Source organism: Mycobacterium sp. BMJ-28 (genome assembly GCF_054404835.1).
On sequence record NZ_CM136783.1, the window covers coordinates 4,662,093 to 4,677,171 of the forward strand.

Sequence of the window (15,079 nt, forward strand, 5' to 3'; positions counted from 1 at the left end):
GTGATGTACACCATGCCCGCGGTCGCGTTGCATGGACGCATGACGATCAGCGCGACCGAACGCGCCGACCTGCGATCAGCGGTGCGCGCCCTGCTGAACGAGGACTGCACCGAAGCGCACGTGCGGCGCGCCACCGAGAGCGCAGACGGATTCGACCGCACCCTGTGGCGCAAACTGGCCACCCAGGGTGTGGCCGGTCTCCTGGTGGACCCCGCATACGGCGGCGTCGGCCTCGGTGCCCGGGAACTGGAGGTGGTGGCCGAGGAGACCGGCGCGGCGTTGCTCCCCGCGCCGTTTCTGGCCAGCGCGGTGCTCACCGTCGCGTTGATCGCGGCGGCCGGCACCGAAGCGGACCACCGCCGGTTGCTGCCCACGCTCGCCGACGGCACCCGGATCGGCACCGTGGCACTGACCGGGGCCACCGGCAGCTGGTCGGCCGGCGGGGTGGCGGTGCGTACCGACGGCGACCTACTGCACGGCTCCGCCCACTTCGTGTTGCACGGGCAGGTGGCCGATGTGCTGCTGGTGGCCGCCCGTACCGATCACGGCATCGGTGTCTTCGAGGTGGCCCCGGACGCGCCGGGCCTGCAGCGCACTGCCGCAACGGTATTCGACCCGACGGTGCCGCTGTCCACGTTCACCTTCGACGGCGTGCCCGCGCGTCGCCTCGGTGACGCCGGCTGGGAGGCGGTCCAGCGGGCACTCGACCATGCGGTGGTCGCCCTGGCCGGTGAGCAGGCCGGGGGCGCACGACGGATCTTCGAGATCACCGTCGACTACCTCAAGACCAGAATCCAGTTCGGCCGCCCGATCGGCAGCTTCCAGGCCCTCAAACACATGGCCGCGGACCTGCTGCTCGAGGTGGAGTCGGCGACCTCGGCGGCCCAGCACGCGGCCGCGCGGTACCAGGACGATCCGCAGAATTGCTCTGCGGCAATAGCACTCGCCGGTTTCACCTGTGCGCAGGCCTTTCACACCACGGCCATGCAGGCGATCCAGATGCACGGCGGGATCGGCTTCACCTGGGAGCATCCGGCGCACCTGTACCTGCGCCGGGCGCGCACCGGGGTGCCGCTGCTGGGCAGTCCCGCCCACTTCCGCGAACGCTACCTGATCGGCAAAGGTGCCTGAGATGAGTGACGAATTGCGCGCCGAGGTGCGCGGCTGGCTGGCCGAACACTGGGCCGGCCTGCCCAAATCGACCGATCCATGGGTCAGTTCGCCCGAGCGCATCGCCTGGCTGGAGAAGGTGCTCGACGCCGGTTACGCGGTACCCACCTATCCGGCCCGCTGGTTCGGTCGCGACTATCCGCAGGCCAGCGCCGCCGTCATCGAACAGGAGTTCCGGGCGGTCAAAGCCCCCGGCGCCCGGCAGGACAAATACAGCATCCCCGCCAACACGGTGCTCACCTTCGGCAGTGACGCGCTGAAAGCCGAACTGCTGCGCGACTTCCTGACCGAACGGTCCCGTACCTGCCTGCTCTACAGCGAACCCGGAGCCGGATCGGATCTGGCCGCGGTGCGCACCACGGCGGTGCGCGACGGCCAGGACTGGATCATCGACGGCCAGAAGGTGTGGACCTCCGGCGCCACGACGTCGGAGTATGGGCTGTTGATCGCGCGCACCGACTGGGATGTGCCCAAGCACAAGGGCATCAGCTTCTTCCTGATCCCGATGCGCCAATCCGGTGTCGAGGTGCGGCCGCTGGTGCAGATCACCGGCGAGTCGCATTTCAACGAGGTGTTCCTGACCGGGGCGCGGGTGCCCGATGCGAATCTGCTCGGCGGCGAGGGCAACGGCTGGCGGGTGCTGCAGACCGCACTTGCCTACGAGCGGTCCCTGATGGGTGACGCCGGCCGCGCCTCCCGGAACCGGTCGCGCGCGGACAGTCTGATCGAACTGGCCCGCGACCACGACCGACTCGACGATCCCGCGATCCGAACCCGGTTGGCGGAGGTGCTGGCCCTGCGAGAGCTGAACGCGCTCAACAATGCCCGCGCCAAGGCCGAGACCGCCCAGGGGACGTCGAGCTCGATCATGTCGCTGGGCAAGCTGGCGATGTCACGCATCCTGCATTCCGAGGCCGCCCTCAAAACCGAGATCATCGGCGCCGAGGCGCTACTGGCCGGCCGCGACAACCCCGAGGCCGATGACGTGAACTTCCTGGCCCTCAACGCGTTCTTCACCTCGATCGGCGGTGGCACCGACCAGATCCAGCGCAACATCATCGGTGAGCGAGTGCTGGGGCTGCCCAAGGAACCCGAAGTGGACCGCGATATCCCGTTCCGGCAAGCCAAGCGAAGCTGACAGATGGATTACGACCCACCCCTGTCCGGGGTGCAGATCCTGGACCTGTCGTCGGGGCCGATGACCGCCGTCGGGCGCCTCCTGGCCGATCTCGGCGCCCAGGTCGCCCCCGTCCTGCTCCCGGGAGTCAGCAATCCGAGCGTCGGGCCTGCGCCGCTGGCCACCGCGATCAACCGGCACGGGATGACCACGCTCGAGGTGGACCCGGCAAACTGGGACCAGACACTCGCCGGCGCCGATATCCTGATCGAGGACACCCGACCGGGTTCGGTGGAAGAAAACACGCTGTCGGTCAAGGCGATCCGGCTCGCACATCCTGGACTGGTGATCCTGTCCATCAGCGATTTCGGCCGGGACACCAGGTTTCGCGGCTGGCAGGCCAGCACGCCGGTGCTGCATGCGCTGACCAGTGAGCTGTCCCGCTCAGGCATTCCTGGCCGTGAACCTCTGGTCCCGCCCGGCCAGCATCTGCCCTATCATGTCGCCGCAGCGCAGGCCGCGGTGCTGACCGTCAGCGTCTTGCTGGACCGATTACGCACCGGGACAGGCGATCACATCGACTTCTCGGTGCTCGACGGCGCCATGCAGACCCTCGATCCGCCATACGGCACGGCGGGCACGGCGTCGGGCGGGGTGGCGCTGAACGCGCAGCGGCGCGACTGGAACGCCGAGCGCCTGCGCTACCCGATCATCGCGTGCAAGGACGGCCACGTGCGGATCTGCCTGCTGGCCAAACGGCAGTGGCACGGCATGTTCGAGTGGATGGGTCGCCCCGACGAGTTCGCCGACCCGTCCTTCGACGGCTTGCGGGTGCGACTCAGTTCGCCGGCATTGCTGGGCGCGATCGGCCGGTTCTGCGCCGACCGGACCCGGGCCGAGTTGGAGACCGAGGGCCAGCGCCACGGCGTGCCCACCGCGGCGGTGCTGACCGTGTCCGAGGCACTGCGCACCGAACAGGCCGAACAACGCGGGTTCTTCCGGGAGGTGGATCTCGGTGCGGGGCTGCGGGTTCCGGTACCGGTGGGCGTCAGCGAGGTGGACGGTGTCCGGGCCAGCGCACTCAACGCGCCCGCGCAGGTTCGCCCGCGGCCTCGCGGTGCGCCGGTGCTGGCCGCCCGGCCACGCCGGGACGAAGGCCTGCCCCTGGAGGGTGTTCGGGTGCTCGACCTCGGGGTGATCGTGGTCGGCAGCGACACCGGCCGGCTGTTCGGCGATCTGGGTGCCGACGTGGTGAAGATCGAGAACTCGGCGTTCCCGGACGGGCTGCGCGGCAATCTGACGTCGGTGAGCCACACCTACGCGGCCGGGCATCGCAACAAGCGGTCCATCGGCATCGACCTGCGTGGCGCCGAGGGCCGGGCGCTGGCGCACCGGCTGGTCGCGATGTCCGATGTGGTGCTGACCAACTTCAAACCCGGTGTGGCCGCCACGCTCGGCATGGACCACGCCACGCTGCGCACGGTCAATCCCGGCATCGTGGTGGTGGACAGTTCGGCGTTCGGACCGACCGGGCCGTGGGCCGCGCGGATGGGGTACGGCCCCCTGGTGCGTGCGGCCGCGGGTTTCACCGATCTGTGGGTGTATCCCGGCGAGCCCGACACTCCCCCCTCGCCCCAGGACGCATTCTGCGACACCGTCACCGTGTATCCCGACCATGTGGCCGCCCGGATCGGCGCGCTGACCGCGCTGGCCCTGCTGCTGCGGCGGGAACGCACCGGCGCCGGCGGCTCGGGGAGCGTCGCGCAGTCGGAGGTGATGCTCAGCCATCTGGCCGCCGAGATCGCCGGTGAGGTGCTGGCGCGCGCCGGGCACGCCCGGCCCGCCGAACCGGACCGGCCCTGGGGGATGTTCCCGTGCGCCGGCGTGGACGCCTGGGTCGCGGTGACCGTGCGGGATGCCGCCGACGAGGAATCGCTGCGGGCGGTGATCGGTGACCTGGACCTGCCCACGTGGACGGCCCAGCACACCCCGGGCGAGGCCATGGAACTGCTACAGGCCGCGGGCGTGCCGGCCGGTGCGGTGCTGCACGCCGCCGACGTCCCGGATTGGGAGTACTACGTCGCGCGCCGCGATTTCCGCGAGGAGCTGCACCCTCATGGGGCGGAGCCGTTCGTGTTGGAGAACGTGCAGATCCACTCCGAACGGATCGCCGACCCGCCGCTGCGGCAGGCCCCGCTGCTGGGCCAGCAGACCCGGGAGATCGCCCGTGAGCTGCTGGGACTACCCGACGCCGAAATCGACGAGCTGCTCGCGCGCGGCGTGCTGGAGATCGCCGCGAGCTGAGGACCTCGTACGATGCGGGGATCATGGGTATCGACATCACCCGGTTGCGGTACTTCGTCGCGGTCGCCGACGAGTTGCACTTCAAACGCGCCGCCGACCGGCTGATGATCACCCCGCCCCCGCTGAGCAAGCAGATCAAACTGCTGGAACGCGAACTCGGCGGCCCGCTGTTCGAACGGCACTATCACGATGTCCGGCTGACCGCGCTGGGCGCACAGCTGCTCGGCCCGGCGCGTGACATCCTGCGCCGGGTGGACGATTTGAAGGCCACCGCGGCGCGCCTCACCGGGGCGGACGCACCCGTGCGGATCGGGGCCACCGCCTACGCGCCGTCGGATTTCCTTGCGCTGCTGGAGAGCACGGTAGCCACACTGCCGATGGTCACCGAGTTCAGCCTGCCCGGCTCGGCCGCGGAGGTGACCGCCAAATTGGTGTCCGGGCACCTGGAGATCGGGCTGATCCACCTGCCGTCGTCGAACAAGCGGCTGCGCCACCGCGTCGTGGCGCGGTATCAGGGGGCGGTCGCGGTGCGCTATGACGATCCGCTGGCCGTGCACGATCAGATCGGCATCGATGCGCTGCGCGACCGGGACGTGGTGATCGACTTCGCCCGGCCGAATCCGGTGGTGCTGGCCGGTCTGACCCGCAGGCTCAACGCCCGCGGCGTGACCAGGATCGTGCGCACCACCAACCAGTTGGGCGGTGAGCTGGAAATGGCCACTCAGGTCTTCAACCGTCATCTGGTGGCGGTGGTGAGCTACGCGCCCGCGTCGTTCATCGGCCGGATCTTCTCCCCACCGGAGTTCAAACTCATCCCGATCGATGAAAGCACCTGGGCGCCAGCCGAAATCGCACTGGCGTGGGTGGCCGACCGGCCCGATCTGGAAGTTGTGGTGGATCAGCTCGGCGTCGATCTGGAGCTGGCCCGTGTCCCGTGACGATGACTGCCCCTGCGGGTGGGGTGTCGACTACGAGCGGTGCTGCGGCCCGCTGCACCGGGGCGAGCGGACCGCCGACACGGCCGAGGCGCTGATGCGTTCGCGTTTCAGCGCTTTCGCGCGTGGCGACGCCTCGTACCTGTTGACCAGTTGGGATCGCGCCACCCGCCCCGACGGCCTCGAGCTCGATGACGACATTGTCTGGCGGCGCCTGCAGATCGTGGATACCGAGGCCGGCGGCCCGGATGACGAGACCGGGGTGGTCGAATTCCGCGCCCAGTACGTCCAGGACGGCCGCCGGCAGATCCTGCACGAGCGCAGCCGGTTCCGCCGCGGCGACGGCCGGGCGTGGTGTTATGTCGACGGTGTGTTTCCCGGGGACCGTCCGTAGGCTGACCGTCATGCGGATGACGATGGCGATGGGCGCGGTGATCGTCGGTGCGATGGTGGCGGCACCCGCGGCGCTGGCCGACACCGCCGACGGCTCCTTGACGAACGACCAGGTGCTCACGGCGTTCGACGTGCAGAATCCGGCGATCGGGCGGCTGGATCCGGCGCTCCTGAATGCCGTTCAGCATGCCACCACCGCCGCGGCGGCCGACGGCATCAATATGACGATCACCTCGGGCTGGCGATCGCCCGAGTTCCAGCAGCGACTGCTGGACGACGCGGTGGCGACCTACGGCAACCTCGCCGCGGCCCGTCAGTACGTGCAGACCCCGGAACACTCCAAACACGTGTTCGGAGCGGCGGTCGACGTCGGCGGGACGGGGGCCGACCAGTGGCTGATCGCCAACGGTGCACGGTTCGGGTTGTGCCGGGCCTACGCCAACGAGTTGTGGCATTTCGAGCTGACGGCCGACCCGTACGGGAACTGCCCGGCGCTGCTGCCCGACGCCGCGGGCTGAGCGCCCCTTCCAAAAATAGATCAACTGATCTAATCTTCGATCATGCGATCTGAGCCGACGTTCATCCAGTCGGCCCGGCGCGCCCAGATCATTGCCGGCGCCATCGAGGTGATCGCCGAGATCGGCTGGACCAAAGCCTCGATTCGCAAGATCGCCGACCATGTCGGCGTGGCGATGAGCGCCGTGCTCTACCACTTCGGCTCCAAGGACAACCTGGTCGACGCCATCATCGAGGCGATGTACCGCGCCGCTTTGGACGTCGTGGTTCCCGCCGTGGCAGCCGAGACCACCGCCGGCGGCAAGCTGGCCGCCTATATCCGCGCCAACGTGGCGTACTTCGACACCCACCGCGCGCACCTGGTCGCCCTGACCCAGATCAGCGCCGACTACTCCCCTACCGACGGGCGCCGATTCGCCGAACTCGGGATGAACGCGGAGCTCGGCGCCCAGCTGGCGGCCCTCGATCCGCAGCACATCCTGGCGGCCGGCCGCGGCGACGGCGAGTTCGGCGATTTCCCGGTGGATTCGATGGCGATCGCACTACGCGGGGCGGTCAACGCCGTGGTGGAGAAGATCCTGGGGCAGCCCGATTTCGACGCCAAGGCCTACGGCGAGGATCTGGTGCTGATCTTCAGCACTGCGGTGGGTGCGACCAGATGAGCCGCATCGTCATCGTGGCCGTCGGCAGTCGCGGCGACGTCGCCCCGCTGGCCGGTCTCGGGGTCGGCCTCACCCGCGCCGGGCATGACGTCGCCGTGGCGGCATACTCTCCGTTCGCCGCCATGATCACCGACTGCGGCTTGACTTTTCGCGAGCTCCCGGCCGCCGTGGACATCGGTGCCGATGCCGATCCCGCGCGGGGGTTCGCGGACTTCGCCGCACCCGCAGGCATGCGCCGGCTGGGGTACTCGATCCTGGACGCCGTCGCCGACGAGCCGGCCGACATGTTGTTGCTCTCACCGTTCGCCGAGATGGCCGGCCACCCGCTGGCCGAAGCCAAAGACATTCCCGCGCTGGGGGTTCGGTTACAACCATTGTCGGCGACGGCCGCGCATCCGCCGGCGGTGCTCGGCGCCTGGTCGGCCGGGGCGCGCGGCAACCGATTGGTCGCCGACACCGGGGCCTGGTCCGTCGACCGCCTGTACGGTGGCGTGGTCGCCGACCTCCGTCGCCGGCTCGGTCTTCCGAGGGCGTCCACCCGCGCGTTGCGAGCCGCGCGCACCCGATCCGATTGGACGGTGCTGCACGGCTACTCGCCCGTCGTCGCATCGCGGCCGGCGGACTGGCGCCCCGGTTTGCAGATCACCGGCTATTGGTGGCCACCGGCATCGCCGCACTGGCGGCCGCCGGCCGAACTGACCGCATTCCTGGCGGCCGGCCCGCCGCCGGTGTTCGTCGGCCTGGGAAGCGTGATGACAAGTGCCGCCCGCGCCCGCGAACTCTCCGCGATCTTCGTCCGCGCCGCCGAACTGGCCGGCGTCCGGATGATCGTGCAGTCGGGTTGGGCGGCATTGGAAGCCACCGGCGCGGACGTGTTGACGATCGGCGAGGTACCACACGAGTGGTTGTTCCCGCAGGTGTCGGCCGTCGCACATCATTGCGGCGCCGGCACGGTGGGCGCGGGTCTGCGGGCCGGTGCGCCCGCCGTCGCACTCCCCGGCTACGGCGACGGGCCGTTCTGGGCTCGGCGACTACAGAATCTCGGGGCGTGCAGTGCGATCATCCCGCAGCGCCGGCTCACCGCCGAGAAACTGGCCGCCGCGTTCGGCGGCACTACCGCGTTGCGGTTCCGCACCGCGGGTATCGCCGCCGATATCGTTGCTGAAGATGGTGTCGGACAGGCGGTTTCGCTCATTCAGGAGCATCTGCACCGGGGAGACCGCTGACCGCCGCACCGGTCTTGGCGACCACTTCCTCGTACTCGACGCCGGGGGCGAGCTCGACCACTGCGAAACCGTCGCCGGTCACATCGAACACCCCGAGGTCGGTGATGACCCGGCTCACCACGCCCTTACCGGTCAACGGCAGGTCGCAGGCCGACACCAGCTTGGCCGCACCGGATTTGGCGACATGGTCCATCAGCACGATGACCCGCCCGGCACCGCTGACCAGATCCATCGCGCCGCCCATGCCCTTGACCATCGACCCGGGCACCATCCAGTTGGCCAGATCCCCGTTGGCGGCGACCTGCATGCCGCCCAGCACGGCGAGGTCGACGTGGCCGCCGCGGATCATCGCGAAACTGGTGGCGGAGTCGAAGAACGACGCACCCGGCACGACGGACACGGTCTGCTTGCCCGCGTTCACCAGATCGGGGTCCACCTCGTCGTCGAACGGGAACGGGCCGACGCCGAGGATGCCGTTCTCGGCGTGCAGGGTGACGTCCGACCCTTCGGGGAGGTGATCGGGAATCAGCGTGGGTAGCCCGATGCCCAAGTTGACGTAGTCGCCTTCACGCAGTTCACCGGCGGCGCGCGCCGCCATGTCGTCGCGGGTCCAGCTCATCGGTCGGCTCCTCTGGCGCGGGTGGTGCGCTTCTCGATGTCCTTGTGCGCGGCCTGTTCCGGAGTCAGTTCCACGACGCGCTGCACGAAGATTCCGGGCAGGTGGATCTCGTCGGGATGCAACTCGCCCACCTCGACGACACGTTCGGCTTCGACCGCGGTGATCCGGCCCGACATGGCCGCCGGTGGGTTGAAATTGCGTGCGGCGGCATGGAATTTGCAGTTGCCGGCCTTGTCGGCGACGGCGGCACGCACCAGCGCGTAATCGGTGACGATGGACTCCTCCAGCACCATCTCCTTACCGCCGAACGTGCGTACCTCCTTGGCCGGCGAGGCCAGCGCGACCGATCCGTCGGTGTGGTAGCGCCACGGCAGACCACCCTCGGCCACCAGGGTTCCCACGCCGGTCGGGGTGAAGAAGGCACCGATTCCGCTGCCGCCGGCCCGCATCCGCTCGGCCAGCGTGCCCTGCGGGGTGAGCTCCACCGTGAGTTCACCGTTGAGGTACTGCCGGGCGAACTCCTTGTTCTCCCCGACGTAGGACGCCACCACGCGACTGATCCGGCGGGCGTCGAGCAGCAGGCCCAGACCGGCACCGTCCACACCGCAGTTGTTGCTGACGACGGTGAGGTCCCCGGCACCCTGCTCCAGCAGGGCACCGATGAGAAACCAAGGGATTCCGGCCAATCCGAAACCGCCGACGGCCAGGCTTGCACCGTGCGGGATATCGGCGACCGCATCGGCGGCCGAGCCGACGACCTTGTTCAGGGTCATGACTGCTCCAGGTGATCGATGATCGCGGGGGTGACGACGGCGGGCTGCTCGGCGTTGGCCAGGTGTGCCGCATCGTCGACCACCAGCAGCCGGGCGCCCGGGATGGCGTCGGCGATCTCGGCAAGTTTGACGGGCGTGGTGGCCGGGTCCTCTGCACCGGCGATGGCCAGGGTGGGCGCCTTGATGGCGTAAAGCTGTTCGCGCAGGTCCATTTCCGCGATCGCTTCGCAACATCCCGCGTAGCCTTCGGCGGGCGTGCCGGCAACCATGTCTTCCCACTGCACGCGGTCACCGGTGTAGCCGGGACTGAACCAGCGTGCCACCACCGCGGGGGCGACCGCGGCGCTGCCGCCGGCCCGCACCGTTGCGGCCCGTTCGGTCCAGGCCTGGGCCGGGGGCAATTGGGCTCCGGTGCACAACAGCACCATCCGCCCGACGCGTTCGGGGTTGCGGGCCGCCAGTCGCATGGCCGTCATCCCGCCCAGCGACAGACCGACCAGATGGGCCCGCGCGATATGAAGCCGGTCCAGCAGGGCGACCAGATCGTCGGTGAGATCATCGATGGAGTACGGGCCCACGGGCACCGGCGAGGCGCCGTGGCCGCGGGTGTCATAGCGTACGACGGTGAAATGCTGTTCCAGATCGGCCAATTGGGCGTCCCACATGCGGTGGTCGGAACCCAGCGAATTGGAAAGCACCACCGCCGGACCGGAGCCGGTCACCACCGCGTGCACGTCGACGGCGCTCATCTGACCATCTCGAACACCGCGGCCGGGCGCTGTCCCCCGCCCACCGGCGTGCGGTTCGGGCTGCAGATCACGACGTCCATGGATCCGACCCTAGGGCGCGTCAGCCATATCGTGAAGTACTTAGATCGGCGCTATTGATAGGTCTACAGTCTTAAAGGTGGAGCTTCGCCACTTACGCTATTTCCGCGCCGTCGCCGAACACCTGCACTTCGGCCGCGCCGCGGGCAGCCTGCACATCGCGCAGCCGCCGCTGTCCCAGCAGATCCGGCACCTCGAGGCGGAACTGGGCGTCACCCTGCTGACCCGCACCACCCGCAGCGTCGAACTCACCCCTGCGGGTCGGGCTTTCCATGCCCGCGCCGTGCAGATCCTGGATGCGGTCGACGACGCCGGCCGACAAGCCAGGCGGATCGCCGCAGGCACCGAAGGCCACCTGTCCATCGGATGCGTCGGCTCGGCCACCTACTCACTACTGCCCAGGCTGGTGCGGGCACTGGGCGACGCGCTGCCCGGAGTCGAGGTCAGCGTGCGCGGCGAGATGCTCGCCCCGGCGCAGTTGGCGGCATTGGCCGCCGGCGACATCGACCTGGCGCTGCTGCGCCCGCCGGTGCGCCACGACGACATCGTCACCGAGACGATCCGCCGCGACCGGTTGCTGGTGGCATTGCCGGTCGGCCACCCGCTGGCCGGCCACCGCACAGTTGCCGTCGAGGACCTGCGGGACGCCGACTTCATCTCTCATGCGGGCCAGGGCCGTTCGGTGATGAGCAGCACTGTCTTCGCCGCCTGCGCCGACGCAGGATTCGTCCCGAGGGTGCGGCACGAGGTGATGGAGACCTCCACGTTGGTCACCTTGGTGGCCGCGGGGCTGGGCGTGGCGCTCGTGCCCGCACCGACCGCCGCGCTCGACATCGCCGGAGTGCGCTATCTGCCGCTGACACCGACGAGCCTGGGCGTCGACCTGGTCGCGGCCCACCTGCCCGGGGAGCGCGCCGCGCTGATCGCCAACGTGCTGCGGGTGCTGCGCGACGAAGCCGGCAGGTAGCCGATCGGGGTTAGGCTCATACCCCGTGCGTGCCGTCCTGATCGTGAACCCGAACGCTACGTCGACCACCGCCGCAGGACGTGACCTGCTCGCCCACGCCCTGGAGAGCCGCACCGATCTGACGGTCGTGCACACCAACCACCGCGGGCATGCCATCGAGATCGGCCAGGAGGCCTGCGCGACGGGCATCGACGTGGTGATCGTGCACGGCGGCGACGGCACGGTGAACGAGGTGGTGAACGGCATCCAGCAGAGCGGAGGGCCGCACGCACCGGCGGTCGGTGTGGTGCCGGGCGGCTCGGCCAACGTGTTCGCCCGCTCGCTGGGCATCAGCCCCGATCCGATCGAGGCCACCAACCAACTGATCGACCTGCTCAGCGCGCACCGCAACGGCGCCCGCTGGCGCCGGATCGGTCTGATGCACTGCGGCGACCGGTGGGGGGTGTTCACCGCAGGCATGGGCGTGGACGGCGCCGTGGTGGCCGCGGTGGAGGCGCAGCGCGCGAAGGGCCGCAAGGTCACCGCATCGCGCTACATCCGGGTGGCGATCCGCGAGGTGCTGGCCAGCGCGCGCAAAGAGCCGGCACTGACGCTGTATCTGCCCGGCCGGGAACCGGTGACAGGCGTGCACTTCGCCTTCGTGTCCAACTCCAGCCCGTGGACCTATGCCAACACGCGTCCGGTATGGACGAACCCGACCACGACCTTCGACACCGGCTTGGGGGTGTTCGCGACCACCAGCATGAACGTCTGGGCCAACCTCGGGTTGGTGCGGCGGATGGTGTCGGCCAAGCCGGACATCAAGGCCCGGCATCTGATCCGCGAGGACGACCTGCCGTGGCTGCGCGTGAGCAGTGCCACACCCGTGGACTGTCAGATCGACGGCGATTACATCGGAAAGCGGGAAACCATGACGTTCACGTCGGTGCCCGATGCTCTGGCCGTCGTCGCGCCCCCGCCAGAAACGGCGTGACCAGCAGCTTTATCGAACCCTCAAAAATTTTTGAGCGCAAGTGAGTTGAGTGTAGTACAAACGGGTGAGGGGTCAGGTAACCCGCCCGGGCAGTGACATTGCCCACGAGTTAACGCGCCGCTATTGACATCTGTTCAGCCTGTGAAAGCATCGGATGCAACAGTGCAGAAACATTTCATATGCACGCGTTAACAACAGCCGAAGAAAAACCTCGCGTGCTTCCGCGCGCAAACGTTAAGGAGTTGGACTCATGGATTGGCGCCACAAGGCGGTCTGTCGCGACGAAGATCCGGAACTGTTCTTCCCCGTGGGAAACAGCGGCCCGGCCATCGCGCAGATTGCTGACGCGAAGCTCGTCTGCAACCGCTGCCCGGTGACCACCGAATGCCTCAGCTGGGCACTTGAGTCCGGTCAGGACGCCGGTGTCTGGGGCGGCATGAGCGAGGACGAGCGCCGCGCGCTCAAGCGTCGCAACGCTCGCACGAAGGCACGCAGCGGCGTCTGACGCTGCCCCGCAAACTGCTGCGGCTCCGCCGAATTCGGCGGAGCCGCACTTTTTTGAATTGACAGCATTACCTCAGTTTCGGCGTGGAATTTCATGTTTCTGATCACAATTTGCCGTCGAGGGTGAATCTGCTGCGCCGGCCGATGGGCACCCGCAACACCACGTCGGTGCCGCCGGTCGCGACATCGTGCATCCCGAGCGAGCCGTCCAGTTCGGCCGATACCAGGGTGCGCACGATCTGCAGACCCAGCCGGTCGGATTTCTCCAGGCTGAAACCCTCGGGAAGACCCCGCCCGTCGTCGTGCACCACGACATCGAGCCACCGCGAGGAGCGCTCGGCGCGGATGGTCACCTCCCCGCGCGCCTGACTGTCGAACGCGTGCTCCAGGGCGTTCTGTACCAGCTCGGTGATCACCATGATCAGCGCGGTCGCCCGGTCGGCGTCCAGCACGCCCAGATCACCCTCGCGGGTGATCCTGATGGGACTGTCCACGGACGCGACGTCGTTCATGATCGGCACGATGCGGTCGACCACCTCGTCGAGGTTGACCTCTTCGTCCACCGACATCGACAACGCGTCGTGCACCAGGGCGATGGACGATACCCGGCGCACCGACTCGTTGAGCGCCTCCCGGCCCTCGGCATTGTTGGTCCGGCGGGCCTGCAACCGCAGCAGCGCGGCCACCGTCTGCAGATTGTTCTTCACCCGGTGGTGGATCTCCCGGATGGTCGCGTCCTTGGACAGCAGCGCCCGGTCGCGCCGCTTGATCTCGGTGACGTCGCGGATCAGCACGGCCGCCCCGGCCGATTCCCCACCGGTCAGCAGCGGGATGGTGCGCAGCAGCACGGCGGCCCCGCCCGCATCGAGTTCCATCCGGGTGCTGGCCCCACCGGCCACCGAGATCCGCACGTGCTTGGCGAGTTCCTGGGCCTCGAACGGGTCCATCATGAGCGGACGCGTGACTGCGATCAGGTTGTGCCCCTCCAGTTCGGCGTTCAACCCCATCCGGTGATACGCCGACAGCGCATTGGGACTGGCGAAGGTCACGTCGCCTTCGACGTCCAGACGGATGAACCCGTCGCCCACCCGGGGGCTGGAACGTGACATGGCGGCGTCGCCGACGTTGGGGAAGGTGCCTTCGTTGAGCATCTGCAACAGATCACGCGCACAGTCCAGATAGGCCCGCTCCAGCGGACTGGTCTTGCGCCGGTCGGCCAGGGCGGTCTGATGCGTGAGCACCGCGACGACCTGATCACGGTGCCGGACCGGGACCGCCTCCACGTTCAGCCAGTTGCCGTCATGCGAATCGGGCTCGCCCCCGTCGCTTTCCCGCCCGATGACCCCGGAGTCGAAGGCGTCCACCACGACGGGCATCGCGGCGCCGTCCTGCAGGGTGCCCACCGCGTCGGCCAGCAGCACGGTGGGGGCGGTGTTGGGCCGTACCTGGGCGACGCACACCAGCCGCTGGTCGTCCCGACGCACCCACATCAGGTAGTCGCCGAAGGACAGGTCAGCCAGCAGCTGCCACTCGCCGACCACCGCGTGCAGGTGGTCGACGGCGTTGCCGGGCAGAACGGTGTGCTCGGCAAGAAGGTCGCCGAGAGTCGACACGAGCCGCTACCGGAGCTAGCTGATGACCGCGATGAGGTCGCCGGCCTGGATGACGTCGCCGACGGCCACACTCACCTCGGTGACCGTGCCCGCCACCTCGGCCAACACCGGGATCTCCATCTTCATCGACTCCAGCAGCACCAAGGTGTCGCCTTCGCCGATCTGGTCGCCCTTCTTCACCACGACCTCGAGCACACTGGCCACGATCTCGGCGCGCACATCCTCGGCCATCTTCACCCCACTCTTCCGGCGACCACTGCTGTTGAGGGTTCTATCGAACCACACCATGCCGTGGACAGAGCACCGCCTGCGCCGTGAGACACTGGAGACAAAGCGTCGACAGTATTCACCGAGGAAGCAGGTAACACCATGGCCAAGCGGGGCCGTAAGAAGCGCGATCGCAAGCACACCAAGGCCAACCACGGCAAGCGGCCCAACGCGGGCTCGAAGTCAGTGCGCTGACCCTAGTCGCAAAACGAA

General features: G+C 68.7%; 17 protein-coding genes. 12 read left to right on the plus strand and 5 right to left on the minus strand.

The window, feature by feature from the left end:
* Positions 1-39 precede the first annotated feature (39 nt).
* The 8 genes from ACXPWS_RS23125 to ACXPWS_RS23160 are packed head-to-tail and all read left to right on the plus strand — an operon-like array spanning position 40 to position 8,323.
* A complete protein-coding gene (locus tag ACXPWS_RS23125; RefSeq protein ID WP_458708891.1) occupies positions 40-1,131 on the plus strand; it encodes an acyl-CoA dehydrogenase family protein in 1,092 nt (363 codons plus the stop codon).
* A 1-nt stretch (position 1,132) separates the two neighbouring features.
* Positions 1,133-2,308 carry an acyl-CoA dehydrogenase family protein gene (locus tag ACXPWS_RS23130; protein WP_458708892.1) on the plus strand — a complete coding sequence of 392 codons (1,176 nt, stop codon included), beginning with the start codon at positions 1,133-1,135 and terminating at the stop codon, positions 2,306-2,308.
* Between the two features lie 3 nt (positions 2,309-2,311).
* Positions 2,312-4,591, plus strand: coding sequence for a CaiB/BaiF CoA-transferase family protein (locus ACXPWS_RS23135; RefSeq protein ID WP_458708893.1), 2,280 nt, complete (start codon positions 2,312-2,314; stop codon positions 4,589-4,591).
* A gap of 23 nt (positions 4,592-4,614) precedes the next feature.
* A complete protein-coding gene (locus ACXPWS_RS23140) occupies positions 4,615-5,529 on the plus strand; it encodes a LysR family transcriptional regulator (RefSeq protein ID WP_458708894.1) in 915 nt (304 codons plus the stop codon).
* Complete coding sequence (locus ACXPWS_RS23145) at positions 5,519-5,920, plus strand: YchJ family protein (protein WP_458708895.1); 402 nt, start codon at positions 5,519-5,521, stop codon at positions 5,918-5,920. Before ACXPWS_RS23140 ends, ACXPWS_RS23145 begins: the two co-directional genes overlap by 11 nt.
* 10 nt (positions 5,921-5,930) lie before the next feature.
* On the plus strand, positions 5,931-6,437 hold the full coding sequence (locus ACXPWS_RS23150; protein WP_458708896.1) for a M15 family metallopeptidase: 507 nt from the start codon (positions 5,931-5,933) through the stop codon (positions 6,435-6,437).
* Between the two features lie 42 nt (positions 6,438-6,479).
* A complete protein-coding gene (locus ACXPWS_RS23155; protein WP_458708897.1) occupies positions 6,480-7,097 on the plus strand; it encodes a TetR/AcrR family transcriptional regulator in 618 nt (205 codons plus the stop codon).
* Positions 7,094-8,323, plus strand: a complete 1,230-nt coding sequence (locus ACXPWS_RS23160; RefSeq protein WP_458708898.1) for a glycosyltransferase — start codon at positions 7,094-7,096, stop codon at positions 8,321-8,323. Before ACXPWS_RS23155 ends, ACXPWS_RS23160 begins: the two co-directional genes overlap by 4 nt.
* Here the strand turns inward: ACXPWS_RS23160 and ACXPWS_RS23165 are convergent.
* From ACXPWS_RS23165 to pcaD, 3 genes are read right to left on the minus strand one after another with little or no spacing between them, the layout of a single operon-like run.
* Complete coding sequence (locus ACXPWS_RS23165; RefSeq protein WP_458708899.1) at positions 8,289-8,942, minus strand: 3-oxoacid CoA-transferase subunit B; 654 nt, start codon at positions 8,940-8,942, stop codon at positions 8,289-8,291. The genes ACXPWS_RS23160 and ACXPWS_RS23165 overlap by 35 nt on opposite strands.
* Positions 8,939-9,715, minus strand: coding sequence for a CoA transferase subunit A (locus tag ACXPWS_RS23170; RefSeq protein WP_458708900.1), 777 nt, complete (start codon positions 9,713-9,715; stop codon positions 8,939-8,941). Before ACXPWS_RS23170 ends, ACXPWS_RS23165 begins: the two co-directional genes overlap by 4 nt.
* Positions 9,712-10,464: a 3-oxoadipate enol-lactonase gene (gene pcaD / locus ACXPWS_RS23175; protein WP_458708901.1), complete on the minus strand. Its 753-nt coding sequence runs from the start codon at positions 10,462-10,464 to the stop codon at positions 9,712-9,714. The genes ACXPWS_RS23170 and pcaD overlap by 4 nt, the downstream gene beginning before the upstream one ends.
* Before the next feature lie 157 nt (positions 10,465-10,621).
* Here pcaD and ACXPWS_RS23180 point away from each other — a divergent pair, with 157 nt between their 5' ends.
* The 3 genes from ACXPWS_RS23180 to whiB1 all read left to right on the plus strand — a co-directional run bounded on the left by ACXPWS_RS23180 (position 10,622) and on the right by whiB1 (position 12,987).
* On the plus strand, positions 10,622-11,509 hold the full coding sequence (locus ACXPWS_RS23180) for a LysR family transcriptional regulator (RefSeq protein ID WP_458708902.1): 888 nt from the start codon (positions 10,622-10,624) through the stop codon (positions 11,507-11,509).
* 25 nt (positions 11,510-11,534) lie between these two features.
* Complete coding sequence (locus tag ACXPWS_RS23185; protein WP_458708903.1) at positions 11,535-12,482, plus strand: diacylglycerol/lipid kinase family protein; 948 nt, start codon at positions 11,535-11,537, stop codon at positions 12,480-12,482.
* 250 nt (positions 12,483-12,732) lie between these two features.
* Positions 12,733-12,987, plus strand: coding sequence for a transcriptional regulator WhiB1 (whiB1, locus tag ACXPWS_RS23190; protein ID WP_036402183.1), 255 nt, complete (start codon positions 12,733-12,735; stop codon positions 12,985-12,987).
* A 103-nt stretch (positions 12,988-13,090) separates the two neighbouring features.
* Here whiB1 and ACXPWS_RS23195 read toward each other — a convergent pair whose 3' ends face one another.
* Both ACXPWS_RS23195 and ACXPWS_RS23200 read right to left on the minus strand, forming a co-directional pair.
* Positions 13,091-14,599 carry a sensor histidine kinase gene (locus tag ACXPWS_RS23195; protein WP_458708904.1) on the minus strand — a complete coding sequence of 503 codons (1,509 nt, stop codon included), beginning with the start codon at positions 14,597-14,599 and terminating at the stop codon, positions 13,091-13,093.
* 15 nt (positions 14,600-14,614) lie between these two features.
* A complete protein-coding gene (locus tag ACXPWS_RS23200) occupies positions 14,615-14,830 on the minus strand; it encodes a biotin/lipoyl-binding carrier protein (protein WP_024454384.1) in 216 nt (71 codons plus the stop codon).
* Positions 14,831-14,968: 138 nt separating this feature from the next.
* Here ACXPWS_RS23200 and ACXPWS_RS23205 point away from each other — a divergent pair, with 138 nt between their 5' ends.
* Positions 14,969-15,061 (plus strand): 50S ribosomal protein bL37, encoded by a 93-nt coding sequence (locus tag ACXPWS_RS23205; protein WP_090355725.1) that lies wholly within the window; start codon positions 14,969-14,971, stop codon positions 15,059-15,061.
* Positions 15,062-15,079 lie beyond the last annotated feature (18 nt).